Source organism: Moritella dasanensis ArB 0140, from assembly GCF_000276805.1.
In the GTDB taxonomy this organism is placed as follows: Bacteria; Pseudomonadota; Gammaproteobacteria; order Enterobacterales; family Moritellaceae; genus Moritella; species Moritella dasanensis.
Genome location: NZ_AKXQ01000005.1, coordinates 42,999 through 69,219, shown reverse-complemented (window position 1 = coordinate 69,219; position 26,221 = coordinate 42,999). Strand labels below are relative to the sequence as shown.

At 41.9% G+C, this 26,221-nt stretch carries 22 protein-coding genes; 10 read left to right on the top strand and 12 right to left on the bottom strand.

Annotation, left to right across the window (positions count from 1 at the left end; translation table 11 throughout):
* Positions 1-114: 114 nt before the first annotated feature.
* The 3 genes from ctlX to A923_RS0105525 form a co-directional block, all read right to left on the bottom strand.
* Positions 115-1,059 carry a citrulline utilization hydrolase CtlX gene (ctlX, locus tag A923_RS0105535; RefSeq protein ID WP_017220665.1) on the bottom strand — a complete coding sequence of 315 codons (945 nt, stop codon included), beginning with the start codon at positions 1,057-1,059 and terminating at the stop codon, positions 115-117.
* Positions 1,060-1,569: 510 nt separating this feature from the next.
* Positions 1,570-2,706, bottom strand: coding sequence for a succinyl-diaminopimelate desuccinylase (gene dapE / locus A923_RS0105530; protein WP_017220664.1), 1,137 nt, complete (start codon positions 2,704-2,706; stop codon positions 1,570-1,572).
* A gap of 83 nt (positions 2,707-2,789) precedes the next feature.
* A complete protein-coding gene (locus tag A923_RS0105525) occupies positions 2,790-3,140 on the bottom strand; it encodes an ArsC family reductase (protein WP_017220663.1) in 351 nt (116 codons plus the stop codon).
* A gap of 263 nt (positions 3,141-3,403) precedes the next feature.
* Here A923_RS0105525 and A923_RS0105520 point away from each other — a divergent pair, with 263 nt between their 5' ends.
* The 4 genes from A923_RS0105520 to lhgO all read left to right on the top strand — a co-directional run bounded on the left by A923_RS0105520 (position 3,404) and on the right by lhgO (position 9,850).
* Positions 3,404-4,753 carry a sigma-54-dependent transcriptional regulator gene (locus tag A923_RS0105520; RefSeq protein ID WP_017220662.1) on the top strand — a complete coding sequence of 450 codons (1,350 nt, stop codon included), beginning with the start codon at positions 3,404-3,406 and terminating at the stop codon, positions 4,751-4,753.
* 522 nt (positions 4,754-5,275) lie between these two features.
* Positions 5,276-6,298 carry a TAXI family TRAP transporter solute-binding subunit gene (locus A923_RS0105515; protein ID WP_017220661.1) on the top strand — a complete coding sequence of 341 codons (1,023 nt, stop codon included), beginning with the start codon at positions 5,276-5,278 and terminating at the stop codon, positions 6,296-6,298.
* Between the two features lie 67 nt (positions 6,299-6,365).
* Entirely contained in the window at positions 6,366-8,492 is a 2,127-nt protein-coding gene (locus A923_RS0105510) for a TRAP transporter permease (protein WP_017220660.1), read from the top strand.
* Positions 8,493-8,506: 14 nt separating this feature from the next.
* Positions 8,507-9,850, top strand: coding sequence for an L-2-hydroxyglutarate oxidase (gene lhgO / locus A923_RS0105505; RefSeq protein WP_017220659.1), 1,344 nt, complete (start codon positions 8,507-8,509; stop codon positions 9,848-9,850).
* A 12-nt stretch (positions 9,851-9,862) separates the two neighbouring features.
* Here the strand turns inward: lhgO and A923_RS0105500 are convergent, their stop codons facing one another.
* Entirely contained in the window at positions 9,863-11,947 is a 2,085-nt protein-coding gene (locus tag A923_RS0105500; RefSeq protein ID WP_237716178.1) for an ATP-binding protein, read from the bottom strand.
* A gap of 301 nt (positions 11,948-12,248) precedes the next feature.
* Between A923_RS0105500 and A923_RS0105495 the strand changes: the two genes are divergently transcribed.
* Together A923_RS0105495 and gltS are read left to right on the top strand one after the other, a co-directional pair.
* Entirely contained in the window at positions 12,249-13,106 is an 858-nt protein-coding gene (locus tag A923_RS0105495; protein WP_017220657.1) for a TIGR01459 family HAD-type hydrolase, read from the top strand.
* 107 nt (positions 13,107-13,213) lie between these two features.
* Positions 13,214-14,461 carry a sodium/glutamate symporter gene (gene gltS / locus A923_RS0105490; protein ID WP_017220656.1) on the top strand — a complete coding sequence of 416 codons (1,248 nt, stop codon included), beginning with the start codon at positions 13,214-13,216 and terminating at the stop codon, positions 14,459-14,461.
* A 60-nt stretch (positions 14,462-14,521) separates the two neighbouring features.
* Here gltS and A923_RS22930 read toward each other — a convergent pair whose 3' ends face one another.
* Both A923_RS22930 and A923_RS0105480 read right to left on the bottom strand, forming a co-directional pair.
* Positions 14,522-14,668 (bottom strand): hypothetical protein, encoded by a 147-nt coding sequence (locus A923_RS22930; protein WP_017220655.1) that lies wholly within the window; start codon positions 14,666-14,668, stop codon positions 14,522-14,524.
* Between the two features lie 162 nt (positions 14,669-14,830).
* Complete coding sequence (locus A923_RS0105480; RefSeq protein ID WP_017220654.1) at positions 14,831-16,099, bottom strand: lipase family protein; 1,269 nt, start codon at positions 16,097-16,099, stop codon at positions 14,831-14,833.
* Positions 16,100-16,461: 362 nt separating this feature from the next.
* On the opposite strand from A923_RS0105480, the gene A923_RS0105475 reads away from it, so the two are divergent.
* Positions 16,462-16,755 (top strand): hypothetical protein, encoded by a 294-nt coding sequence (locus A923_RS0105475; protein ID WP_017220653.1) that lies wholly within the window; start codon positions 16,462-16,464, stop codon positions 16,753-16,755.
* A gap of 1 nt (position 16,756) precedes the next feature.
* Here the strand turns inward: A923_RS0105475 and A923_RS0105470 are convergent, their stop codons facing one another.
* Both A923_RS0105470 and A923_RS0105465 read right to left on the bottom strand, forming a co-directional pair.
* Entirely contained in the window at positions 16,757-19,297 is a 2,541-nt protein-coding gene (locus tag A923_RS0105470) for a bifunctional diguanylate cyclase/phosphodiesterase (protein WP_017220652.1), read from the bottom strand.
* A gap of 303 nt (positions 19,298-19,600) precedes the next feature.
* On the bottom strand, positions 19,601-20,017 hold the full coding sequence (locus tag A923_RS0105465) for a VOC family protein (protein ID WP_017220651.1): 417 nt from the start codon (positions 20,015-20,017) through the stop codon (positions 19,601-19,603).
* A gap of 367 nt (positions 20,018-20,384) precedes the next feature.
* On the opposite strand from A923_RS0105465, the gene A923_RS0105460 reads away from it, so the two are divergent.
* Positions 20,385-21,074, top strand: a complete 690-nt coding sequence (locus A923_RS0105460) for a helix-turn-helix transcriptional regulator (RefSeq protein ID WP_017220650.1) — start codon at positions 20,385-20,387, stop codon at positions 21,072-21,074.
* Between the two features lie 113 nt (positions 21,075-21,187).
* Here A923_RS0105460 and rsuA read toward each other — a convergent pair whose 3' ends face one another.
* Together rsuA and A923_RS0105450 are read right to left on the bottom strand one after the other, a co-directional pair.
* A complete protein-coding gene (gene rsuA / locus A923_RS0105455; protein ID WP_017220649.1) occupies positions 21,188-21,877 on the bottom strand; it encodes a 16S rRNA pseudouridine(516) synthase RsuA in 690 nt (229 codons plus the stop codon).
* Between the two features lie 189 nt (positions 21,878-22,066).
* Entirely contained in the window at positions 22,067-22,675 is a 609-nt protein-coding gene (locus A923_RS0105450; protein ID WP_017220648.1) for a LysE/ArgO family amino acid transporter, read from the bottom strand.
* 154 nt (positions 22,676-22,829) lie between these two features.
* Here A923_RS0105450 and A923_RS0105445 point away from each other — a divergent pair, with 154 nt between their 5' ends.
* Positions 22,830-23,711, top strand: coding sequence for a LysR family transcriptional regulator ArgP (locus A923_RS0105445; RefSeq protein ID WP_017220647.1), 882 nt, complete (start codon positions 22,830-22,832; stop codon positions 23,709-23,711).
* 30 nt (positions 23,712-23,741) lie between these two features.
* On the opposite strand, the gene A923_RS0105440 is transcribed toward A923_RS0105445, so the two are convergent.
* Complete coding sequence (locus A923_RS0105440) at positions 23,742-23,909, bottom strand: hypothetical protein (RefSeq protein WP_017220646.1); 168 nt, start codon at positions 23,907-23,909, stop codon at positions 23,742-23,744.
* Positions 23,910-24,178: 269 nt separating this feature from the next.
* Between A923_RS0105440 and A923_RS0105435 the strand changes: the two genes are divergently transcribed.
* Entirely contained in the window at positions 24,179-24,472 is a 294-nt protein-coding gene (locus tag A923_RS0105435; protein WP_017220645.1) for a hypothetical protein, read from the top strand.
* A 56-nt stretch (positions 24,473-24,528) separates the two neighbouring features.
* On the opposite strand, the gene A923_RS0105430 is transcribed toward A923_RS0105435, so the two are convergent.
* Entirely contained in the window at positions 24,529-25,980 is a 1,452-nt protein-coding gene (locus tag A923_RS0105430) for a dihydrolipoyl dehydrogenase (protein WP_017220644.1), read from the bottom strand.
* Between the last annotated feature and the right edge of the window lie 241 nt (positions 25,981-26,221).

Sequence of the window (26,221 nt, the reverse complement as noted above, 5' to 3'; positions counted from 1 at the left end):
TTTTCCTTTTCCATAAGTCGTATCTTTTTAATTATTTAGAATTTGTGTACTGCAGACATAGGCTGAAATCGGCACAGTGATGTCTACTGCAATCGGGTAATCGTTAACTGCTTTTTACGTTCTTGGGCTCAAATGTATTCCTGCAATCATGCAGCGAATAGAACCACCGGCTAATTCGATAGTCGGTACGCTAAAGCCTAATATTTTTGAATGTTGTTCAATGCGGGCAACTTGATCTGCGGTTAAGGCATCTCTTGCTCGTTGTGACATAACCAAGTGACTTTGTCCGTTGCCTGTCAGTTCGATGGCGTTACCAGCAAAGTTATCAATTTGATCGAAACTCAGTTCAATCACTTCGATGTCTGATTCTTCTAAACGTTGGCGAACAGCTGCGCGACGTGCTTCATTTGGGATCATGTCCAAGCAAATAAGCGCGTATTTAGACGCTACACACATCATCACATTGGTATGATAAATCGCGGTGCCTGATGCATCAGCTGTTTCGAACGCCATTGGTTCGTACTGGAAGATGGCGCAGAAGCGTTCCAGAATAACTTCGCTAGAACGGTTTGATTTAGCGGTATAAGCGATACGGTTGACGTTGTCTAATACCATCGCGCCAGTGCCTTCAAGAAACACGTTATCCCACTCTAAACCAGAGAAGTCGATAACATCTTGTACACGATAATGCGCTTTTAACATTTCAATAATGTCACTGCGGCGTTCGCGTCGGCGGTTTTGTGAAAACATTGGGTAGAGAGCAACGTGGCCGCCACCGTGGGTCGAGAACCAGTTGTTTGGGAATACTGAGTCAGGTGTCTCACGATCACCAAAATCATCAAATACATGGACGTTGATGCCGTTTTCATTTAATCCAGCAACCACGATATCAAATTCGTTTTTAGCTTGTAGTGATATACCGGTGCGGTCTAACTCAAGCGAGTCTTGTTCATCGAGGCCCGTTTTTTGAAAAGCATTATCAACAGCTGTTTCTGGATTTGAGAAAAATTTCCACGGTCGAACCATGACAACTGAATTGGGCGCTTGGATTAAAGCCATACAACTTCCTTTATTGAACCATGAGTTTACAAACATGGCATTAACAACTTGTTATTGAAAAATAGGCGTTCTGCAAAACTATGCAACTGCATAAACAATATGCCAGACCTTGATTAAAGTCAATTAACAAGCGGAAGGCGGAGTGACTTTCATCGCATGATAAAATGCTATAATGGCTATTTTTTAGATGTTAATGCGTTGTAAATTCAGGCTTTTACGATTTGTTAATGAATTATAAAATTTGTTATGGAATGTGATGGAGTTATCGGTTTTTTATATTGTTAGTGACTGGTGTTGTGGTCGTAACGTGGGATATTTAGGGTTAGTTTAGGTTATTATATCATCATGAATTCATATTGGCGGAACAAACGATGGCGTGTTTTCTGCGTAAACGATGACTTTATTACAGATAAAAAAATGGTTTGTTACAGATATAACAAACCATCATTATCATTACATTGACTACCATTGAGCCGCTATTTTCTTATATTTATTTAGCTAAAAGCCTCTTTATTTACTCAAAAGCTTAATCAGTGTTTGCTCGTATATCTCAGCTAATTGCTCGATATCAGTGATCTTCACACACTCATTTACTTTGTGAATTGTTGCGTTCACAGGGCCTAATTCTACAACCTGTGCACCGGTAGGCGCGATGAAACGACCATCTGATGTGCCACCAGATGTAGACAATTCCGTTGTATAACCACAGACATTCTCGATTGAATCGCTGATCGCGTTTAACAAGTTGCCAGGTTCTGTTAAGAAAGGTTGGCCACTGTGGATCCAGCTGATCTCGTAGTTTAAACCGTGTTTTTCAAAAATGCCTTCAATACGGTATTTGATTAAATCAGCTGTTAGTTCGGTAGAATAACGCAGGTTAAACTGACAAGTCGCTTCGCCTGGTACGATGTTGCTTGCACCTGCGCCACTGCGAATATCGGTGATTTGTAATGTTGTAGCAGGGAAGTAGTCATTACCTTGATCCCATACTACTTGGCTTAGCTCAGACAAGGCTGGTGCTAGCTTGTGAATCGGGTTTTCTGCAAGGTGTGGATAAGCCACATGACCTTGAATACCTTTAACGACGATATCACCCGTTAATGAACCACGACGACCGTTTTTAACAATATCGCCAACTTTGTTGGTGCTTGATGGTTCGCCAACAATACACCAATCGATTTTTTCGTTACGTGCTTCTAGCGTATCAATCACACGGGTTGTGCCATTGATGAACGGGCCTTCTTCATCACTGGTGATCAAGAGTGCAATCGAACCTTGGTGGTCAGGGTGTACTTTAACGAAGTTTTCTGCCGCTACTAAGAATGACGCGATAGAGCCTTTCATGTCTGCTGCACCACGGCCGTGTAAATAACCATCGATAACAGTTGGAACGAACGGGTCGGTATCCCAATCTTCGATTTTACCTACTGGCACAACGTCGGTATGACCGGCGAAGCAAAATACCGGGGCAGTGGTACCGCGACGAGCCCAAAGGTTAGTTGTGTCTTCAAATACCATGGTTTCGATAGTGAAACCGAGGTCTTCAAGACGGTTGATCATCATTTGTTGGCAACCTGCATCTTCGGGTGTCACTGATTCGCGGCTAAGTAGATCTTTGGCAAGTTGTAGTACTAAACTGTCTGACATGAGTAATTCCTTTTTACAGCACTTTTTACAAGATATTGTTAGCACTGACTTACGCGGTAAGCCAATGCTTTAAGTATTTGGTGTTATTTAGAGAAGAGAGCCGCATAAGTGTCGGCTTTAAAGCCTAATGTAAGTTGCCCGTCTACATCAAGAATTGGACGTTTGATCATCGCAGGTTGTGCAATTAACAATTCAATGGCAGTCGCTTCTGTCAGCCCTGCCTTTTGCTCATCGCTTAATTGACGATACGTAGTACCACGTTTATTCAACACTTGTTCCCAACCTAGTGTTTCACACCAAGTGATCAGTTGTGCTTTATCTAAACCGTTAACGCGGTGATCGTGAAATGTGAATTCAAGTTCGTTTGCTTCTAACCATTTCTTCGCTTTTTTAATGGTGTCGCAATTTTTTATTCCGTACATCACAGTCGTCATTTCAATTCCTATTTGCTTGGTTTTTTCTGTAAACGTTATACTGCCAGTATATACCGAAGTTACTTCAAGATGCTATATCAGAGACGGCCTCCCGTAGGGGAAATTGAATGCAGTATTTTCGGTATAAGTTACTGGGTATAAATTAGTTCTAATTGCTGTGGACTTTTTTATGTCTGTAATTTGCGACTTAGATCCTTTCCAATCGCCGTGGTATTTCTTACCCTGTCAGCATTATTTTTTTATACACAGGACGTGGATTATTTATGTCGCAACAATCAGTTATTCAAGTCGCGTTAATTGAAGACGACGAGATTGTGCGTTTGGCTATTAGTCAACGACTACAACTCGCGGGTTATGATGTTATCGAATGTGCAGATGGTGCTTCGGCATTAACCAACATACCAACTGCCTTTCCTGGGATTGTTATTTCAGATGTGCGCTTACCTGATATCTCTGGTTTAGCACTGTTACCGCAGTTATTGACTCACAATCCAGAGATGCCGATTATTCTAATGACTGGCCATGGCGACATTAATATGGCCGTGAATGCATTGCGTGATGGGGCTTTTGATTTTTTAGAAAAACCGTTTGATCCGGATAAATTAATTGAAACGGTCGGCTGTGCCATCGAAAAAAGGCAGTTACAACTCGGTGCCAATAAGCGTGAAGAATATTTACAGCAAGCCCAAGGTTTAGACCAGATCCTGATTGGCTCGAGTCCTGGTATGGTGGAATTACGTCAACAGCTGGTTAAAATCGCCAATATCGACACCAACGTCATTATCTATGGTGATACCGGTTGTGGTAAAGAATTGGTCGCAGATTGTTTACATAAAGTCAGTACGCGCTCGAAAGGTAATTTTGTCGCACTAAATTGCGCTGCTATCCCAGAAGCATTATTTGAAAGTGAGCTATTTGGTCATGAAGCAGGAGCCTTTACTGGGGCAATCAAAAAACGCATTGGTAAACTCGAATATGCAGATAAAGGCACGCTGTTTTTAGATGAAATAGAAAGTATGCCACTTAACATGCAGATCAAGATGTTACGTATTTTACAAGAAAAGCTAATTGAACGAGTGGGTGGTAATAAATCCATTGCCATTGATGTGCGAGTCATTGCTGCTGCTAAAGAAAGCTTGAAGGACAATGACGCGTTTCGCCAAGATCTGTTTTATCGTCTCAACGTTGCCCAGCTATATTTACCGCCATTACGTGAACGTGGTGAAGATATCTTATTATTATTTGAGCACTACGTTAATTTGGCCAACACGCATGCCAAGCCGTTATCGGGTATGGATGAAAAAACACTATTGGCGTATGGCTGGCCAGGGAATGTGCGTGAGTTAATTAATGTGGCGACGCGTTTTGCGTTAGATGCGGTGTTAACGGTTGCTGATATTTTAGTGACTAAACCGCTTGCCTGTATTGATACTGGTTCTAGTGAGTTATCACTGGCCATGCAAACGCAAAATTTCGAGCGAAAGGTGATTGATGAAGCCTTGCGAACTCATAAAGGCAGCATTATTGAGGTAATGGATATGCTTGATTTACCCCGCCGGACGTTAAATCAGAAAATGCAAAAATATGACCTGCAGCGCGCAGATTATATTTAACTGTATCGTATGCGGTTTAATGACTAATACTTGCTTGGCTCGCTAAGCGTTTTGACCAAAGTGGCAATATCTTGCTTATTGCCACTTATTTATCTTCAGTTTCCTCTTTCTTGTGGTTCTTTCATTGCCCATTATCGATTTTTAATTACCTCTTAAGTATACGTTTTTGACTTGTTTGTAGAATCTTTCAGCGTCGTATTCTAAATGGGTTATGTATTTATATTGTTAATGTGATGTTTGTCGCTTTGATACGGCGATGCGCTATTTTTTGCTTATCAAAAACCTTCCTATCGGCATGATCTTGCTTACTTATCAATGTAATTTATTTTAATGTTATATTTAACAATGCCTTAACTTCTGGCATTCTTGTTGCAATGTGTCATGTATAACGGAAGTAATGAAATAGCCTTGTGCAAGTCAACAATATGCAATGCACTTAATGGTAACAATACGATTGTGTTAACAGCACTATTTATTTTAATAATACTATTTGTTTTAACAATGAAGTAACAAGGAAAGATCATGTTTAAAGGAATGTTAAAAAAATCATTATTAGTGTCGAGTGTCATACTTGGCTTAGCAACAACCTCTGCAGTTGCTGAACAGAAGCGCAGTTATATTCTTGCTACAGCATCGACGGGTGGCACTTATTATCCAGTCGGTGTGGCATTGGCTACATTAAGCAAAATCAAACTTGAGCCTAAATATAACTTTTCATTAGCGGCGATTAGCTCTGCTGGCTCGGGTGAAAATATCAAACTGCTGAGTGACAATGAAGCGCAATTTGCCATTCTCCAAGGCCTATATGGCGCATGGGCTTGGCAAGGTGAAGGACAATTCAAACAAACTGGCCCACAAAAAGACTTACGCTCGGTGAGTATGTTGTGGCAAAACGTAGAGCATTTTGTAGTGCGAAGCTCATTAGTTGAAACGGGCACCGTGAGTGATTTAAATAATTTAAAAGGTAAGAAGTTCTCAATCGGTAAGAAAAACTCGGGTACTGAACATTCTGGCCGTCAGATCATGCGTGGCGTAAACGTCGATCCAAATAGCTTTAACCTCGCTTATTTGGGTTACAGCTCAAGTACTGACGCGATGCAAAATGGCGCGATTGATGGCATGAATATTCCAGCAGGTATGCCAGTGGGGGCGATCACCCGTGCTTTTGCTGCGATGGGTGATGACATCTCTTTGTTGCAGTTTACGGATGAGCAAATTAAAGAAGCCAACAGCGAGTATCCACTGTGGACTAAATTTACTATTCCAGCGAATACTTATCCAAGTCAGAGTAAAGCCGTTACCACGATTGCACAACCTAACTTCTTAGCCGTGCGTGATGATGTATCTGAAGAAGATGTTTACCTGTTAACCAAAAATATTTATGAAAACCTACCCTTCTTAAACAGTATCCACAAAGCCACGAAAGCGATGGCGGTAGAGAAGTCAATTAAAGGCTTGCCAGTACCATTACACCCAGGTGCTGTACGTTATTACCAAGAAATTGGTTTAACAATCCCTGCCGAGTTATTACCAACTGCACTGTAACAGACGACGTTAAGTATTAATAAGAAGGGCTGCTGCCGCGATGGTAGCAGTCAAAAAGGAATTTGTTATGGACAAGCAAGTCGAAGAAAAGTTAGAACAATTTGAGTCAGCCACCCGTACTGATTTTCCCTGGGTAACTGCGTTTATATCCGCGTGTGGTGTGGTGCTGTCGTTATTGCATATTTGGTTTAACACCTTTGCTACTATCCCTGAGTTATGGGCATCTGCGACTCACTTTGCTGGCTTCTCGGTTATTTGTGCACTCTGGTATCCAGCGCATCGAAGTCTCAAAAGCAGTAAGTTGGCACTTGGCGTTGATATCATTATTGCCCTCGCAGCACTTGCTTGTTTAGCCTACATCCCCTTTGCTGAAGATGCCCTGTATGAACGAGGCGTGCGCTTTGTTACCAGTGATTGGGTATTTTCAATCATGGCGATTATCATCGTATTAGAATTGATCCGTCGTACGATTGGCTGGTTTATTCCGGTATTAATTATGGTCTCATTAACCTATGTAGTCTGGTGGGGACAGTTAGTACCCGGTATGTTCCATTTCCCTGGGTTGAGTTTAGAAACCTTGTTGTATCGTAGTTTTTATAGTTCAGAAGGTATGTTTGGGGCAATCTCACGTATCAGCTGGAGTTTTGTGTTCATGTTCATCTTGTTTGGTGCTTTTCTGGTGCGCTCTGGAGTGGGTGATTACATTATTAACCTGTCTCGCGCGGCGGCAAACAAAGTCATTGGCGGTCCTGGTTTTATTGCTGTACTGGCCTCTGGACTGATGGGTTCTGTATCAGGTTCGAGTGTGGCAAATACTGTATCAACAGGTGTGATTACCATTCCATTGATGCGTAAAGCGGGTTTCCCTGCGCGCTTTGCTGCCGGCGTTGAAGCTGCAGCGTCAACGGGTGGGCAAATCATGCCACCAGTAATGGGCGCGGGTGCGTTTATTATGGCCTCTTATACGCAAGTACCTTATGTGAGCATTATCGCGGTATCGGTTGTACCGGCATTAATCTATTTTCTCTCTGTTGCATTTTTTGTGCGCATCGAAGCCAAGCGCAGCAACATCCAACAAGTTAACGCGTCTGACGATTCGTTTTCATCTGTATTTTTAGCGGGTTGGTATAATCTTATTCCATTAGGCGTATTGGTATTTTTATTAGTGTCTGGATTTACGCCGACTTATTCCGCCGGTTTATCGATTATCTCGGTTGTCGTGGCATCTTGGTTATCACCGAATAAAATGGGGATTAAAGCGGTATTTGAAGCACTAGAGCAAGGTGCTAAAAATATGGCAACGACAGCGGTATTACTGGTCGGTATTGGTCTTGTGGTTAATGTTATCAGTACTACTGGTGTGGGTAATACCTTTTCGTTAATGATCAATGAATGGGCTGATGGCAGCTTGATGTTGATGTTAGTCTTGATTGCTCTGGCCTCATTAATCCTTGGCATGGGCTTGCCTGTGACGGCGGCTTATATTGTCTTAGGCACACTTTCTGCGCCGGCGTTATATACGTTACTCGCCGAAGCTCAGTTGGTGCAAATGCTCATGGATGGTCTATTACCAGCGCAAGCACACGGTATATTCATGTTGGCCGCACCTGAGCAAATGAGCGCATTAGCTCAACCAATGACGCAAATACAAGCTGAAAGCTTATTAAGCTTGGTACCGAGTGATTTCATGGGGACTTTGTTAGAGCAGGGGTTAGGAGCTGATAAGGTGATGCTCGCACTACTTTCTGCGCATTTAATTATTTTTTGGTTATCACAAGACAGTAATGTTACTCCGCCAGTTTGTTTAACGGCATTTGCTGCCGCCACTATCGCGGGTACACCACCAATGCGCACCGGTTTAACTGCATGGAAAATAGCGAAAGGCTTGTACTTAGTGCCGATCTTGATGGCTTATACCTCGCTGGTGAGTTGGGATATGATGACTGTGATCACGGTGGGCTTTTTCGCTATCATAGGTACTTACGCATTTATTGCGGGTATTGAAGGTTACTTAGAAAGTGAACTGAATATCTTCCAGCGTGGATTTTCGTTATTGCTTGGTTTAGCAATGACATGGCCAGATTTACCCTTAGTATTAAGAGTGGTAGCGCTAGTGAGTTTCGTTGGCATGTTTGTTTACACTAATCGCCGTTATAAATCGGTTGTAACGAAGTCTGTTGCCGTCGCCGTTTAATAAGGATAATGAAAATGACTTTAAACACATCGAATGTTGATGGCAATGGCCTAGATACTCATAACCCCGATAACAATGACTATGATTACATTATTATTGGCGGCGGTATTGTTGGTGTTTCAACGGCTTGGCAGTTACAACAGCGAGAGCCTGAAAAACGCATCTTATTAATCGAAAAAGAAAGTAAGTTATCGCAACATCAAACCGGTCACAACAGTGGCGTGATCCATGCTGGGGTTTATTATGAACCTGGCAGTATGAAAGCCAATTTTTGTAAGGCCGGTGTTGCCGCGACGAAAGCGTTTTGTGCCAAGCATGATATTCCGGTTGAAAACTGCGGCAAGCTGTTAGTTGCAACCAATGTATTAGAGTTGCAGCGTATGGAAGCGTTGTATAAACGCTGCCGTGATAATGGTATTGAAGTTGAATTATTAGATGCAGCGGGGCTCGCTGAAAAAGAGCCTAACATTACTGGATTAGGCGCTATTTTGGTGCCATCTACCAGCATCGTTAATTATTGTTTAGTGACCGAGAAGATGGCAGAAGCGTTTTGCGCACTCGGTGGGCATATCGCCTTAGAGACTGAGGTGACTAATTTAGTTGAAACCAGCGAGCAGATTAGCGTGCAGTGCCAACAAAAAGCAGCGTTGGGGCATACATTCAAGGGACTCAATTATGCCGCTAAATTCTTAATTACTTGTTCTGGGTTAATGGCCGATCGCGTGACTAAGATGCTGAACATTGATACTGAATTTCAAATCATTCCTTATCGCGGCGAATACTACCGTTTGCAGTCGGTGCATAACAATATTGTCAATCACCTGATTTATCCTATTCCCAATCCTGAACTGCCGTTTTTGGGCGTGCATTTAACCCGTATGATCGATGGTTCGGTAACTGTTGGTCCCAATGCTGTACAAGGTTGGAAGCGAGAAGGGTATGGTAAAATAAACCTCGATTTACGCGATATTAGCGACATGCTTAAGTTTCCTGGATTTTGGCGCGTGAGTGCTAAAAATTTAAAAACCGGCTTAATTGAAACCAAGAATTCGTGGTGGAAACCGGGTTATTTAAAGCTAGTGAATAAATACTGCCCGGTATTGAAAGTGTCTGATCTAGAAGATTATCCCGCGGGCATTCGCGCGCAAGCGGTATTGAAAGATGGCACGCTGGTACATGATTTCTTATTCGCAGAAAGCCCTCGTAGCTTACATGTTTGTAATGCACCATCACCTGCGGCCACGTCAGCGATCCCTATTGGTGATTACATTGGTAATAAAGTGCGCAATAAAATCGGTAATAACGTGCACGATAAAGCATGTAATAAGAGTCTAACGCCTGTATTAGAGGTCAATTAAACGTTCCAAAACTTATTTATTATCATCCGCTTTCAGCGTCAGGGTAAATGTCATTCCTGCTTGTTGCTGATTATTATGTGCGAATATCTCGCCTTGCATATCGCGCATAATATTGGCGGTGATAGCCAAACCTAGCCCCAATCCCTCGCCAATTTTCTTGCTGGTATAAAAAGGTTCGAATAGATGCGTTAGCGCCTCATCATCTACGCCGGCGCCATTATCGATGACTTTGATGTGTACTCTGTCTTTAACCCTGTTGGCGCTGATCATGAGTGTCGGTTGTGATGTTTTTTGTAGTGCGGCCGCGGCATTACTGATTAAGTTGGAAAACACTTGGTGTAATCGGTGTGGCTCGGCTAATACCTGTGGCAGTGAGTCCGGAATATCAACCGTGATGGCGATATTGGCGAGTTTAGCTTGCTGCAGTGTAAAAACCTCGCTCAATACATCTGTCATTGATGTGGCAATTAAACGTTCTGGGCGATTAAATGCGAAGACTTTAAGCTGCGCAGTCATCGATAGCATGCGTTTAACCAGCTTGTCGATTAAAGCCATGTTGGAACGCAATACTTTGGTATTGCCTTGGTCCAAAAATAACAGGTTACTGGATAACAAGGTTCTAATACCTGTTAGCGGCTGATTTAACTCATGATTGATTGCACTAGACATACGCCCAAGCGCCGCCATTTTACTGCTTAATACTAACTCTTCTTGTGCTGCATATAGCTTTGCAGTGGTCTCTTGTACGCGGGTTTCAAGCTGCTCATTTGCTTGTGATAGTGCGTGTTCTGCGCGTTTACGTTTGCTGATATCAACAAATGTCATGAGCGAACCACGGCTTTGTGACCAAGCCAGCGGCGTAATCGACAGTAACGCAGGAAAATCGTAACCATGATGGTTATGAGCAAAGACTTCAATGCCGGTGAACGTTGGGGTGATTAATAAATCGTTTAACTGGGTCACAACCGCTTCATTGTCTTGATGTTGAGTCAGTAACTGGCTGGCATGCAACTTCCCACTCTTTCCACTTTTATCACCTTTCTTATGCTGCTCATTCTTATCAAGATCATCATTATTTAAGCCAAAATAACGCATTGCGGTTGGATTGATGTAACTGATACTGCGGTCGTTATTCAGTAACACTAAGCCGACATTGGTGCCTGCAATCATCTGTTTTAATGCCGCATGTGAATAGAGCTTCTGTTTACGTTCATAACGGTATAGGAGAACGGACAATAACAGTGACATTAAAATAGCGGAGATAAAGCTCGCGACATTCACTTTTCGGTATAAATCATTTAGTGGTGTCAGGTAATAAATATGCCATTGGAGATCGTCGAGCTGTACCTGCTGCACTTGATAGTCACGGCTGGCAATCGTCCAGTTGTAGATATTGGCGTTATTACTGAGCTGGTGGGTGGTTATGCCTGTTGTACCTAAGCTGTTTATCTCTGTCGCCGATATCTGTGGGTGGCTAGAGAGAAAGAATTTATTTTGCGCATTGCTGATGAGAATGAAGTCATTCTCAGCCAGCCAAGGTTCACTTAATGCGGTTAAATCGACTTCAATGACGGCAATACCAATCAACTTACCTTGGTGGTTTATTGGCAAGCTTAAATAATAATTGGCGCTACCATTGGCAATGTAACTCGATGTCAGCACGCCTCTGTCGTTGTCCCGTTCACCGTTTGGACCACGTAAATTCATGGTGATATTCTGGGCTTTGTAGGTATCCCAATTGGTATTATGGCGGCTTGATACTAACAAAGAACCATCTGGCTTAAGTAAATACCAGCCTTTGGTGTTTGCGGCTTTATCAAACTGGGTTAACGTTTGTTGAATAGGGGTTAGCGATGCCTTTGGATCCGTCAGTACGGTAATCACGTTTTTTTGTTCGGTAATAAGGTAAGGCAGATACTTGTAACTCGCGAGTACACGCCGTATATCGACGACGTAGGTGAGCAGTTGGTTTTCTGCTTGTTCGCGGTTTGAATCTAATAGCCAATCTCGGCATATTTCACGTACTGTAAAGGTCGTCACAATGACGCTGCATAAGATGACACCCACTATAATTTTAAACTTATTCGACACCGACATACACCACTGAAAAACTAATAACAGGATAACTATTAGCAAAATAAAGACGAGTAAATAGCTATTAGCAAAACAGCTAAGTTAACAATTTATCGCGCATAAAACTGGATCTATAATCACATAACACCTTATTAACATGCTGTTTGTTGATATTAATATTGTGTAATGTAGTTGGGATTTGTGGGTTTGAGTATATAGTAGGGTTATCTTATTTGAGCCATTGATGATTCTAGCTATTCATAATTTAAGCTATTCATTATGTAGCATCAATGGCCGATGCTGTTGGAGAAACGACAAAGTGAAAATGATTTCCGGTCTGAAAGACATAATTAACGATTTTGATACCTTTATCTTGGATCAATGGGGCGTGCTGCACAATGGCGGTGATGCCTTTCCTAATGCGGTTGCGACATTAGAGTTTTTAAAACAACACGACAAAAAAGTTGTGATCTTATCGAATAGTGGTAATACCCACAATTTCTCATATCAGCGTTTAACCGATTCCGGTATCCGTCGTGATCTGTATATTGATGTACTGACATCTGGCGATCATATGCGCCACAATTTCAAGCAGGGTAAATTCGACAACTTGGGCTCGAATGCCTTGGTGTTTGGCTGGGGTGAAGGGATTAACGGTACTGTGCTAGAAGACTGTGGTTTAACGAGCGTAGCGATTGATGATGCCTCATTAATCATGTGTTACGGCGTTGAACGTGGCACTGTGGCTGATTATCAACGCGATCTCGATATTGCGTTTGCCCGTGGTTTAGAAATGGTGGTGAGCAATCCAGATTTAGTGGCGATGAGCCCAACGGGTGAATTAAAACTTTGCCCAGGTTCTATTGCGACAGCCTATGCCGCTATGGGCGGCAAGGTACATTGGCATGGCAAACCACAAGCCGAAGTGTATGCCATGTGTCATACCTTGTTAGGTGGCTGGGATAATGCCATTGCCGTTGGCGATAGCTTAGAGCATGACATCCGCGGCGCGAATACAGCAGGTATATCTAGTTTGTTTTTAACCACGGGTATTCATGCTGATGATCTGAGCGCGAAAATGACCAATAAAGACGATGTGATTAGCGCGTCTGCCGTTGCTGATTTAAGCCGTGAGTTTGACGTACAACCGAGTCATTATATTGATTGGTTCCAAGTCGACTAATTGTTGTTTATGGTTTGAAAATTCAATTTCCAACAGGTAAGCTTTTATTATTGTTAAACCTATATCTTAATGGGTATGTGGTTAATGCTTAATGAAAGGATGCCCTAATGGAATTGGATGTAAGACAAACGGTTATTGTGGCGATTTTGGTGCTGTTTATAGGTAAATACCTGACACGCAAGGTCGCTTTGTTACAAGAATATAATATCCCCGAGCCAGTTTCTGGCGGTTTAATCGCATCCATTGTTTTTGCTATTCTGTATGCCGCGTTTGATATCGAATTGCAGTTCTCACTTGCAGTGCGCGATACCTTATTGATTGTATTCTTCACCATTATTGGTCTGTCCTCGCGCTTTTCAACTCTGCTTAAAGGCGGTAAGCCGTTAATCATCTTGTTGGTGATCGCGGTCATTTATCTGTTCTTACAAAACTTAACTGGCTTAACCGTTGCGCAGTTTACCCAACAATTACCGGAAGTCGGTATCATCGGTGGTTCTGTCTCCTTAAGTGGTGGACACGGCACTGCCATTGCGTGGGCGCCGTTGTTTGTTGAAAAATACAATATCAGTAATGCCATGGAAATCGGCATAGCCTGTGCGACCTTTGGTTTGATCCTAGGTGGTGTGATAGGCGGCCCGATTGCTAAATATCTCATTAGTCATTATCAGCTAGAGCCAAGTAAAGAGCCTAAGTTAACGGTTGGTACGCTGCATCAAGCTAAGAAAAAAGTTACTAATACGTCGACAGGTATTGATGTATCTGAACCTACTCAAGCGCCGATTGATTACCATCACATGCTCAATTCTATATTGATTATTAGTATCAGCATTGGTTTAGGACTGGGCTTGAATTTACTTGCTGTGGAAGTCGGATTACAACTGCCAGAGTTTGTGACTTGTTTATTTTCCGGTATCATCGTTATTAACTTCGGCCCGCTGATTATGCCAAACCTGACTTGGCCAGAGCGCAGTCGGTCATTAGCGTTGATCTCTGATTTAAGTTTAGGTTTGTTCCTCGCTATGTCATTAATGAGCTTGCAGCTGTGGACGCTGGGCGGGTTAGGTGGACCCATCTTAATCATGCTTACCGCACAAGTGGTGATCGTCACTGGCTTTGTTATTTTTGTGGTATTTCCCTTGATGGGCAAAGATTATGACGCGGCAGTGATGTCAGCTGGTTATGCCGGACTGGCGTTAGGCGCAACGCCAACGGCAATCGCCAATATGACTGCGGTGACCGAGAAGTTTGGTGCTTCAGCAAAAGCCTTTGTGGTGGTGCCGCTGGTGGGTGCGTTCTTTATTGATATTGCCAATGCACTGATCATTCAATTCTTACTGGATATCTTTGCATCGTAATCGAGTTGTCGTTTCACCAAGTTTGGTTTTTGAATTTAGCTTGGTGAACGATGGCAGAATTTATAAGCGCTTTTTGGTTTCTTCTATCAGACTTTTGATACGTTTGGCTTTTTCATTATCAAGATGGTTTATACGTTTAATTTTTTCGAGGGCTTGGATTACTTCTTCTTCGGCTTTATCTAGGCTTTCTTTACTTGATTCAATCATGTTGCTTACAAAACTATTTTTGGGATGACATTTAACAATATAAACATGTTGGACTTCAATAATAATGTATTGATATTACTTTAATCTTAATGTGAAAAGAGGGTGTATCATCTGCGATACACCCTCTTTGGGTTATTATATATGGATACCATCTACATCGTGTTAGTTGGTATGATCCCAAATGTTTACTAACTCTGTGAGACCCGCTCCAACGGTCGTGTCTGGCGTGATGTACACATGCGTCGCCCTGTTCGCATCACTTGCTTGGCCATTTGCGAGTGGCATTAAGATATCGTTAATGAACGGTGTTAAGTAATGGCTGTTGGCTGGGTTTGACCCTGGCGCTTTCGGGAAATAAATCATGTTTTCGTTGTGACGGCCAGACAGTGTCGCGACCGGATCTTTTTCTCGTACCATGTTAATCACGTTGTTGTAACGCATTTTATTAGCAAATGCATGGATGTATTTTTCAATAATACGCGTAGCGGGTGACGAGAATACCCGCGTTAGTACGCCGGTTCTGACGCCTGCATCAATCGCAGTATACGCACCCAATGAGTGTCCAGTTAGTACCACATTATACGTTTTCGCTGCGCTTGAGACTTTATAACCACGGGTTAATGACGCGGTATTAGCAGGGTATTGGGCTAAAATCTGTTGCGTAAAGTTAAAGGCGTCAACTTGCCAGTCTTCATCTGTTTCCGAAAGATTCGCCAGTACTAGTTCGATGTCTTGCATTACATCGCCACCGTTACTTGTGCCTTTAAAGGCGATGATAATCTCTTGTGCTAGGTTTTTACTTGGTACGGCAGGGACTTTAATCGCTACCCCGTGTACACCACTGTCACCCACATAAGTCGCAATAACATCCAGTTCTGCGCTGTTTTCTTCCAGCATTAATTGCTGAAAGGTAGGGTTGTCTGTAAATGAGAACGCAGCTGCACCTTGTTCTGTGCTGTAGACATAACTTGAGGCAAACGCATAACGCAGCATGTTGTTATACGCCACTGGCAACTCGGTATGATTAATGGTGAGTGCGTCAGCTTCTGACATAACAGGGTATTCATAACCGACGGAGCTATCGGCTGCAAAGTAAGTGATATTGCTAATGTAGTCAGCGGAATATTTGTTTACTAAGGTATCGCTGCACATGCTGGCTAATACACTGTGTACTTGCTCGGATGTGACGGGCTGTGAGTCAATCGCTTTGACGATAAAGTAGTTTTCCGTATCGGCATTATAACCATTGTCTTTCCAATAGCCGTCGAGTTTAAGGTACTGGTTGTTGGGATTGACTGCCCATGACTTCTTGATTAGATCTGAGCGTGATTCAAAGCTGTCTTTAACGCCATAGCATTGCAGATAAGTTGAATCGAGGGCAAAGCTGTTAAAACTCAGTGCTGATATAAATAACGTAAAAATAGTGCGCATTTAAAACTCCATGTCGTCTGCATCGTAATTAAATAACGGTGATTGAAAACGGCTACAGATAACAGTCTCTGAGAGCGGTTATTAACAATCACTATATTATTAATAATGTTAATTCGTTGTTATTTGGAGGCTGAGGTTATCGCATCTTTTTAATTATTTTTTCAATACAGATCTCATATTTACTTAATGGACTGGCAATGCATTAAAAGTGGTCCGATTTGTTCTGGTTTTGTGAGCAACAAGAACAATTAAACTTACAGGTGTAAATAATAATATTGTGTATAATTTGGTTGGTATATTTAAAATATAATATTAGTGTATTATGCTTTTCGTTTGTTCTTATTATATATTTAGGAGTTAAAATGAAGGCGTTTATTTTGTTTGTTGCGTTGTTTTCTAATTACTCAATAGCAGGGAATATAGGTTTTAATGAGGGGGTAGAGCTATGCGCATCACTCTTACCAAAAGCGAAAGTGTATAATGTTTCGGTGGAATATAATATTGATACTACTCAAGCTAAGATGATTGTTAATGGGAGTTTTGGTGTTGAATGGTCTCCTGAATATAACCCTTCAGCAGACGAAGAAAAGGCTGCTTTTAAATCCCTAGAGCCTTTTGTCTTATGCATGAGTAAAGAGCTGACAGGGAAAGATTAAATTAGCTGTTGTGCGCATAAGTACAAATATGTTCTATGTCCCATTCGGCTAATGGTTTCGGGCGTGAGTAGTAAAAGCCTTGGGCATAACGACAGCCTAATTTTTTTAGGTGAGCTGCTTGCTCGGCGGTTTCGACACCTTCCGCGACAATATCTGAATTGAATGTATTGGTCATGGTGATGATCGCGGCGACAATCGCTGCATGGTTATCACTGTCGAGCATTTGGCTGACAAAAGAGCGATCAATTTTGAGTGCATCAAACTGTAAGTGCGTCAGGTAAGCTAGTGAAGAGTAACCGGTACCAAAATCATCGATTGCAATGTGTATGCCTAACTCACGGAGTTCGCCAAGTAATTTGTTCGTCAGTAATGGTTGACTGACCAAGCGCGACTCGGTGATTTCGAGCGTGAGATTGGCGGCTGGTAATTGGGTGTTCGCGAGAATATCTTTTACCGTTGATACATAATTTGGGTGCAGTAATTCTCGCACTGACATATTAACGTGCAGAGCGAAATTTGCAGGCCAATGGCCATTGTCTATTTGCAGCTTAGTATCCGCGCAAGCTTGTAATAAAATCTGTTTACCAATATCGACAATCATCCCAGTATCTTCAGCGACAGGGATAAAGTCGAGCGGTGAAACAATGCCACGAATAGGACTATGCCAGCGTACTAATGCTTCGGCACCAGCAATGGTGTCGTTGGTTAAATCAATCACGGGCTGGTAATAAACCGCAAATTCGTTGTTGATGATCGCGCGTTGTAAATCCACTGTGATACGGGTGTGTTCTTGCGAGGCAATGATCATGTAGTCTTGATAGTGACAACAGCTAATTTGTTCTTCTTGTACTGCATAGGTTAATGCCAAACTTGAGTTACGTAACCATTTGTCTATATCAATATCGTCAAATTTACCACTCATGATCCCTGCATTCGCACCGACTAATACTTCGGTGCCATTTATGATAAAGGGATGATTAAAGTCCAATAGTAAGCTGTCTGCAAAAGCATGACTGTGGTCTAGGTCGGAAAAGTCGGGTGAAAACACCGCAAAACTATCTTTATCAATGCGGCTAATAGTAACATTGTCTGCGACGTGTAACTGTAAGCGGGACGCGATAGCAATCAGTAGTTGATCACTTTTGTTTTGACCTAAACTATTGTTGGTATGCCGAAATGAGCGTAGTCCCAATAATACCAAGATACCTTTAGTCTGAGCTACTGGCGAATTTAATTGTTCCACAAATCCATCACGACTTAATAATCCCGTGAGGTTGTCAAATAACAACTGCTTACGTAATGTAGTAAAGGCGCTTTCTAACCTTGATGACATGGATTTAAATGCTGAAATAAGCTGAGTTGTTTCATGTAACTGAATGTTTTCTTTAATGCTAACATCCCAGTTATTATGATCAATCTGCTGTGATATTTCGGCAATGTCAATAATCGGTTGAGTGATAATACGCAGTAAATACAACCCCATTAACAGGCCAAAAAACGCGAGTATCAGTGCTGCCGCTACGCCTAAACGTTGCTGACTCTGCAGTCCACCGAGCAATACGTCCTCTGGTAAAGTTACTATAATAAACCAGCGTAAATTATTATTGTTATAGGGGCTGACACGGCTGAAGTAACGGACTCCATCTTTAGTAAATTCAAATGTCGCAGGTTTATGACTTAATAGTAATTGCTGTTCTATGATTAGCTGAGAATTAGTCGAGATAAGTGGACTGTTGCTATTAGCTGCAATAACATTATTGTTGTTCTCATCGATAAGTGGCGCCTGCTGCGAATTTGCAATTAATTCGCTGTTATTATTGATGATATAGGTGAGAGCTCCAAGATCGCTGCTTTCAGGCTTAATGAATTGTGATATCTCCGATAAATCGATATCGATCGAGACAACTCCTAATAGTATATTATTGCGTATAACTGGCGCTGCACTCGCGATGAGAAAGGTTTTCTTTGCGTCGATGGCGGTGTATATCGTTGACCAATTCGCCATTCTGCTTTCAGCAAAAGGGGCATACCAAGGTCGAATCGTGGGGTTGTAATTAATAACGCTGTCGTTGATAGCACTATTACTGTCAATGCCGCTGTAAAAGTTGAGCGCGTTATTAGTGCGTTGATCTTGCAGTATTAAAGTAATCGTTTTATCACTATGACGACGAAAACCGATATAGTCCTGTTGTTCATGACCAAATGAAATTGTACTGATTTGTTGTTGCTGGCTATAGATGTCTGTGATTGCGGCATGCAGGTAGTTTTCGATTTTATTTAAATCGGGGGCATCATCAAGACGATTACGTTGAATGCTGTCAGCGATCGTTAATGTGGTATTAAAAGGTTGCGCTAAAAAACGGTCTAGGTCGTTACTGACATTTTCGGAGTATGCGCTGAGTAATTTAGTACTGATTTCATCGAGCATTCGCTCGTAATTACTATTTTGGACAAAAGTGAGTACAGCCACAGTAAGCAAAAGCAACAAGGTAAAGGGGATCATGACCGCTTTACGAAGCGATTGAGGTTTAGGTTTTGTCATCACTGTGATCTTAGATAATTACATGGCTTAAAAGACGACACCATGTTCACTTATATTTGCGACATATGCAAAGATTCAAATTTATTATTTGAGTTTAATCACAAAAAAGGAATATAAATATCATATCATTACAGTGGTTACCTCTATTAAGGTAGCTGGTGTTTATTGTGGTATTAAACTCTTTATATATCTATGTATTACCTATTTTAAGTTGTCTTTATTAATCTTAGTGGTTGTTTATTTTAATCTTTATCCATGCCGCCATATGAATGTGTTGGCGGAATGGATACCGATGTGCGCATGTTAATAACGATTTCTTAAACTAGGTATATCGGTATTATATTGCACAAACTCAACTTCGTAGCCATTCGGGTCGAGAAAGTAAATATTTTGGCGGTATTCATCGTCCATACCATCTTTGGCAATGCTAAAGCCAGCTTCGGCTAAGCGTGCTATGACGCCAGCAATATCGTCGGTGACATAGGCGAAATGGGCGAGACCCACTTGGTGACCTGCTAAGTCGCGGTTATCACCAACGCCGTTATCGCCAAAGGCCAGGTATTGATAGTCATCACCAAAGTGGACCCAGGTTCTTGGTTTACCCGACCATTCGCCTTTGTCGCCACCACGTATTGACCAATGTGGAAATGCGGCGCGGTAAAAAGTCAGTGTTTCTTCGATATCGCGTACGATTAAATTGACGTGTTCTAGGTGTATCATAATGAAGTCCTTGTATTATATATTGAAATTAAATGGCTACATGCCGTAACTGTATTGTTCTTGTTGAGCGTAAGGTTGTCGTTGTTGCCACTGACGATTACTAATCTCATGTTTAGTAAATATTTTTATTTACTAATTGTTTAATAAAGTAATCCCTTTACTTAAGTTTGTAAAGTCTTAAACTAAAATAAAGTAAATAAAAAAGTTTACTTAATATTTTTATCGGTAATAATACAGCTATAAACGTATCTGAGGGCACAGCCCCGTTGTTTGTATGAGTGTGCATATAACTGTCGATGTGATTACTGTCGTGATTATTGGCTATTAATCCTTATCGTCATTGGGGCTTGGAATAGTTGGAGTTAACATGAAAGAAAAAACCAGTGAGAAAATACTCAGCTTATTAAAAGTTGAAGGGGCATCAACAGCCAAGGTACTTGCCAGCGAATTAGGTTTAACCACCATGGGCGTACGCCAACATTTGCAAGCATTAGCAGATGACGGTGATATTAGTTTTGAAGATAAAAAAGCTGTGCGAGGCCGTCCAACCCGTTATTGGTCGTTAACGGCGCAGAGTAATAGCCACTTTTCCGATCGTCATGAAGAATTGACCGTGCAGCTGATCGATTCAGTGAAAGTGATATTCGGCGATGAAGGGCTAGAGCAACTGATTGCTCACCGAGAGCAGACATCATTTGCACTGTACAGTGACAGACTCGCGAACAAAGCTGATTTGCTGGGTAAACTTGAAGCCTTGGCTGAGCTGCGCAGTGAAGAAGGTTATATGGCGACGGTTGTTGTTGATAGCGGAATGGATGAAAATGGCGTTGTTATTGCTGATGATAGCGACAACGTGGCGAAAAATACCGTTTATTGGCTAATGGAAAACCATTGTCCGATTTGTGCTGCGGCATCGAAGTGTCTTAATTTTTGTCGTTCAGAATTGAATTTATTTCAAACATTGTTAGCAGAAATCGCGACCGTTGAACGCGAAGAGCATATTGTCGAAGGGGCAAGACGTTGTGCGTACAAAGTGACGCGATTAGAAGTTAAATAGCTAGATGCTTAGAGTCAGAACAAAATACGCTCTGCAATATAAAAAACTTCGGTCATAAAAAAGCCCACATTAAGGTCATTAATGTGGGCTTTTTTCATCGTATGGTTAACAGATTAGATGCTTTTAGCTTCTGCGTCTGTTAGGTAACGCCATTCACCTAATTCTAGTGCTGGGTCTAATACGATGTCACCGATTTGTTCGCGGTGTAAACCGACTACGCTGTTGCCTTGGCTTGCAAACATACGCTTAACTTGGTGGTATTTGCCTTCTTGGATAGTAAGCAATACTTCTTGGTCGCTTAAGATCTCTAATTTTGCAGGTAGACAAGGTTTGTCTTCGCTACGCAATTGGATGCCAGCTTCGAAATCAGCAACTGCAGTTGCTGCAATTGGTGATGCAAGCTGTACACGGTAACGTTTGTTGCATGCACGCTTAGGTGATGTAACGCGGTGTGACCATTTACCGTCATCTGAGATTAATACTAAACCAGTAGTATCAACATCAAGGCGACCAGCGATGTGTAGTTCTTCACGCTTGTCTGTTTCGATTAGATTCATCACAGATGGATGTTCTTCATCTACTGTTGAGCAAATTACATCTACTGGTTTATGCATCATGATATAACGCGGTGGACGTTGACTTAATGATTTACCACTAAACCAAACATCCATGTCTGCTGTTACTTTATGGTCTGCTTTACGTACAACTTCGCCGTCAACTTTTACGTTGCTGCGTGCAATCTCACGCTTGGCAAGAGTTCGGGTCAGGTTAGTACTTTGGCAAATAAACTTATCTAAACGCATTTATGTTCAACTTTTGTCTGGTGTCATAGGAATATATCCAAACTGAGCTAGTATTTAGTTCGGTTTGGATAGATGGGCTGATTATCGGCCTTTTTCGCTGTAAGCGCAAAGTATAGTGAACAATATCTCAGAATTCGGAGGATAAGCGCCAAATGAATTACTTAAAACCGGATTATGTTAGTTTTTTGATTACAAACTACGATATAGGCTACTGGCGATCAGCCACATGATACAGCCGACCGTGATGTCGATAACACGTTGCACCTTGGGCTGGTTTAACCAAACTGAAAACTTGGCGGCGCTAAAGGCGAGACCATAAAACCATAAGATTGAGGCTAAAATGGTACCCGCTGCAAAAGCCAAACGATGATCCCCGGTAAACTGATTGCCAACACTGCCTAAGACCACCACCGTATCTAAATACACGTGGGGGTTGAGCAGGGTGACTGCGAGGGTTGCCATTATCACCATTTTACGGGATTTATGACTCCCATCTAACGCTGTTTTCCCATATTGATAATAGAATGCACTGCGAAAAGACATGGCGCCATACGTGGTTAAAAATACAATGCCGCCCCAGGTAATAACTTGCAGTAAGTCGGGATTTAATGCCAACAAGCTGCCTGCACCAAACACACCAGCACAGATTAATAACGCATCGCAGATAATACAAATCGTCGCGGTTAAAAAGTGGTGATTACGTTTTATTCCCTGATTTAAAATATAGGCATTTTGTGCACCGATGGGAATGATCATACTACCGCCAAGCAGTAGGCCCTGAATTGTTGCTGTTAACATAACGAACCTCTAGAAATTAGGCTATCGAGATTACAAAAAATTTCGTTATAAGTATAATTAATAATTATTATGATTGATAAGTTAAACTTATGTTTCTATATAAATGATAAATAGGCGTAAATAATTAATTATTAGAAGAGAGGGGAAGTCTGAGGTGGATTATAAATTATTACACGCTTTACAAGTGGTGATTGAGCAGCAAAGCTTCGATCGAGCAGCGAATGTATTGTGCATTTCACAACCTGCAGTATCGCAACGTATCAAGTTGTTGGAAGAGTTTGTGGCGCAGCCAGTGTTGATCCGTAGTCAACCAATCGTGGCGACAGAGATTGGTCAGCGTTTGTTAAAACATTATAAACAAGTGCAGCATTTAGAAGCTGAATTATTACCGAGTATTAGTGCAACGTCGACGGATAAGTCTGTGGTGATGGCGATTGCAGTGAATGCCGACAGTTTAGCAACGTGGTTTATCCCCGCAATCGCGCCATTGTTAAAGCAATATCCGATCGAACTGAACCTGCATATTATGGATGAAGCGAGAACCCTAGAGAAAGTCAAAGCCGGTGAAGCTTTTGGGGCGCTGAGTTTACAACGTAAGCCATTACCAGGGTGTGAAGCAACGTTATTGGGTGAGCTTAATTATGCGCTGGTGGCAACGCCAGAATTTGTGCAGCAGTATTTACCCCAAGGGATCACGCAGCAAGGCTTGCGTAAAGCACCCGCGGTATCGTTTGACCATAAGGACGATATGCACATTAAGTTTATTCAACAGCATTTTGATTTGGCTGGTGGCAGTTACCCTTGTCACATTGTGCGATCGTCAGAAGCGTTTGTCGCGATGGCCAATGCCGGTGTGGCGTATTGCTTGATCCCAGAGCTACAAATTAAACACGAGTTGGCATCAGGTTCGTTGGTTAAATTAACCGAAACACCATTAACGATACCGCTCTATTGGCATCGTTGGATCTTGCTCAAAGGCTTGTATAAGCAAGTCTCTGAACAAATTATCATAGGGGCTAAGCAAGCTATATCGTGAGTTACTATTTTTAGGTAATCGGCTTAGGTATTAGGTTCGATTAAATACTTCGGCCAGATTAATAAAAATAATGTTGATGAGATCGATAAAAGCTTCGATAAGTTGTTGGCTATCTTGTCCTGTGGCGTAGCTATATAAAATGAGTAAACCTACGAATATAAAGAAAGGGGAAATGACTTTGATAAATAGTGAAAACATAATCTAACTCCCGTAGATAAATCATATTGAGCTTAATACTTCAAATAATATAATATTACAGTGTAATTGATATTGTGATATTCGCCTCTTTTGACGCTGAAATAGTATGACTAAAATGGTTATAGATTATAATTTTTTACTCTTTCCCCTCGATTTATTAATGCGATAGCCTAGACTCAATTAAACAAAAATATGCTATGTTATCGTTGTTCAATAAACACGATTAGGATATTGGCTGCTGAAACAGCAGAGCAACAAGGATGAGGATCATGATGATGAGTAATGTTGATAGTGATAATGTTAAGAGTAGCAATGTTAAGAGTGGCAGTTTAGAGAATAGTAATGTTGCTATAGATAACTTAGCCATAGATAAATTAGCTGTGTCTAACAGTGAGCAAGCGCAAACCAAGTTAACCATTGATGAGTTAAGTGCACAAATTAAGCGCATGACTGACTATGTTCAACAACATAGTCAGTCCAATACTGCCGCGGTACACAATACCCTAAAAGCAACAATGCGTTACCGCGACAGCTTGGCGGCCAGTCTTAATCGCCAAGCATAATGTGTAGTTAGGCGCTTAACTTACTTAAGTAACTAACTAACTAACTAACTAACTAACTAACAGCCTGGGCCGCAATCCATACAATGTTTAATCATATCTGGGCCTAGGTGAAGTTTCGCGTTGAGATCTCGTAATGCTGTTCTAACTCCCTCTTCTATAACGGGGTGGTAGAACGGCATGTCTAACATTTCTGAAACTGTCATTTTTTGTTGATGTGCCCATGCTAATAAGTGTGCTAAATGCTCTGCATCTGGCCCTATCATTTCCGCTCCTAAGAATCGGCCAGTGCCGTGTTCAGCATAAACGCGTAACAAGCCTTTGTTACGTAGCATCACGCGTGAACGGCCTTGGTTTTCGAACGACACGCTACCTGTTTCAAAACAACCACAGTTACCTAAACGGGCAATGATCTGCTTGTATGTTTCACCGACCATGGCAATCTGTGGGTCGGTAAATACCGCCGAGATAACACTGCGGCGTAGACCGGCTCTAATCTGGGGGAAACGTCCGGCGTTATCACCCGCAATACGTGCTTGATCTGCCGCTTCGTGTAACAGCGGGATCTGGTTGCTGGCATCACCTGATATAAAGATACTTTCTACCGACGTTTGCATGGTGTAATAATCAGCGGTTGGTACACCACGTTCATCAAGTTCGAGTGTGGTGTTTTGCAGGCCAATTTTATCGACATTTGGGCGGCGGCCTGTCGCTGCAAGTACGTATTCAACATTAATCGTTTGTAGGGCTTGGTGTTCGTCTAAGTATTTAATTTCAACATGGTCACCTTGGCGCTTCATGCTTTCTACTTTAACGTCGGCATCAAGATAGAATTCTTCATTAAAGGCTTTATTGGCATAAGCCATGACTTCAGGGTCTGTTAATGGACCCACTTGACCACCTAATCCGAACATGATCACGTCAACACCAAGGCGTTTTAATGATTGCCCTAATTCTAAACCAATCACACCTGGGCCAAATACGGCGATTGATTTTGGTAAATCATCCCATTCAAAGACATCATCATTGATCACTAAGCGGTCGCCTAATTCGTTCCATACTGCTGGGTAAGCAGGGCGAGAACCGGTCGCAATGACAATGCGTTTGGCATTAATTTGAGTGTGGTCACCAACAAGTAAGGTATTGTTGTTTAAAAACGTAGCGTAACCCGCGATTTTATCTTGTTCAGGGATCTCATCGACGCCCTCTACAACAAAACCAACAAAGCGATCGCGTTCACTTTTTACACGGGCCATTACTTCGACACCGTTAATCAAGGTTTCGCCTTGTGGGTGGATACCAAAGCCCGGCGCTTTTGCAATGTGGTGAACACTTTCTGCAGCAGCAATAAGTAATTTAGATGGCATACAACCAACACGGGCACACGTTGTGCCATACGGACCACCTTCGATGATCACGACACTTTCTGAGTGTGCTTTTGCTGCGCGGTATGCGCCAAGTCCAGCTGTACCACCACCGATTACTGCTACATCTACATTTATCATTTTCATAATTCAGCCTTAGAAAGTGTTTGGCGAAAACGAATGTCGTTTGTCGCGCTTATTTTATTGTAAATTTGGGGTCGAAGACGTGCTTCGTGTTGATGGCGCTATTATGCAAAATATAACTGTATAGGTATAATCGATTAAACATTCTGTTTTGATAGGTGGTGACTATGTTGTAAGTTTGTTGGTATCGTCAAATTCACCATCTAAGACTATTGAGGTAGTTAGCATCAATTACGTTAAGTAA

Coding starts and splice junctions, on each gene's coding strand:
- ctlX (WP_017220665.1), bottom strand. CDS start 1,059: ATGGCTTTAATCCAAGCGCCCAATTCAGTTGTCATGGTTCGACCGTGG.
- dapE (WP_017220664.1), bottom strand. CDS start 2,706: ATGTCAGACAGTTTAGTACTACAACTTGCCAAAGATCTACTTAGCCGC.
- A923_RS0105525 (WP_017220663.1), bottom strand. CDS start 3,140: ATGACGACTGTGATGTACGGAATAAAAAATTGCGACACCATTAAAAAA.
- A923_RS0105520 (WP_017220662.1), top strand. CDS start 3,404: ATGTCGCAACAATCAGTTATTCAAGTCGCGTTAATTGAAGACGACGAG.
- A923_RS0105515 (WP_017220661.1), top strand. CDS start 5,276: ATGTTTAAAGGAATGTTAAAAAAATCATTATTAGTGTCGAGTGTCATA.
- A923_RS0105510 (WP_017220660.1), top strand. CDS start 6,366: ATGGACAAGCAAGTCGAAGAAAAGTTAGAACAATTTGAGTCAGCCACC.
- lhgO (WP_017220659.1), top strand. CDS start 8,507: ATGACTTTAAACACATCGAATGTTGATGGCAATGGCCTAGATACTCAT.
- A923_RS0105500 (WP_237716178.1), bottom strand. CDS start 11,947: ATGTCGGTGTCGAATAAGTTTAAAATTATAGTGGGTGTCATCTTATGC.
- A923_RS0105495 (WP_017220657.1), top strand. CDS start 12,249: ATGATTTCCGGTCTGAAAGACATAATTAACGATTTTGATACCTTTATC.
- gltS (WP_017220656.1), top strand. CDS start 13,214: ATGGAATTGGATGTAAGACAAACGGTTATTGTGGCGATTTTGGTGCTG.
- A923_RS22930 (WP_017220655.1), bottom strand. CDS start 14,668: ATGATTGAATCAAGTAAAGAAAGCCTAGATAAAGCCGAAGAAGAAGTA.
- A923_RS0105480 (WP_017220654.1), bottom strand. CDS start 16,099: ATGCGCACTATTTTTACGTTATTTATATCAGCACTGAGTTTTAACAGC.
- A923_RS0105475 (WP_017220653.1), top strand. CDS start 16,462: ATGAAGGCGTTTATTTTGTTTGTTGCGTTGTTTTCTAATTACTCAATA.
- A923_RS0105470 (WP_017220652.1), bottom strand. CDS start 19,297: ATGACAAAACCTAAACCTCAATCGCTTCGTAAAGCGGTCATGATCCCC.
- A923_RS0105465 (WP_017220651.1), bottom strand. CDS start 20,017: ATGATACACCTAGAACACGTCAATTTAATCGTACGCGATATCGAAGAA.
- A923_RS0105460 (WP_017220650.1), top strand. CDS start 20,385: ATGAAAGAAAAAACCAGTGAGAAAATACTCAGCTTATTAAAAGTTGAA.
- rsuA (WP_017220649.1), bottom strand. CDS start 21,877: ATGCGTTTAGATAAGTTTATTTGCCAAAGTACTAACCTGACCCGAACT.
- A923_RS0105450 (WP_017220648.1), bottom strand. CDS start 22,675: ATGTTAACAGCAACAATTCAGGGCCTACTGCTTGGCGGTAGTATGATC.
- A923_RS0105440 (WP_017220646.1), bottom strand. CDS start 23,909: ATGTTTTCACTATTTATCAAAGTCATTTCCCCTTTCTTTATATTCGTA.
- A923_RS0105435 (WP_017220645.1), top strand. CDS start 24,179: ATGATGATGAGTAATGTTGATAGTGATAATGTTAAGAGTAGCAATGTT.
- A923_RS0105430 (WP_017220644.1), bottom strand. CDS start 25,980: ATGAAAATGATAAATGTAGATGTAGCAGTAATCGGTGGTGGTACAGCT.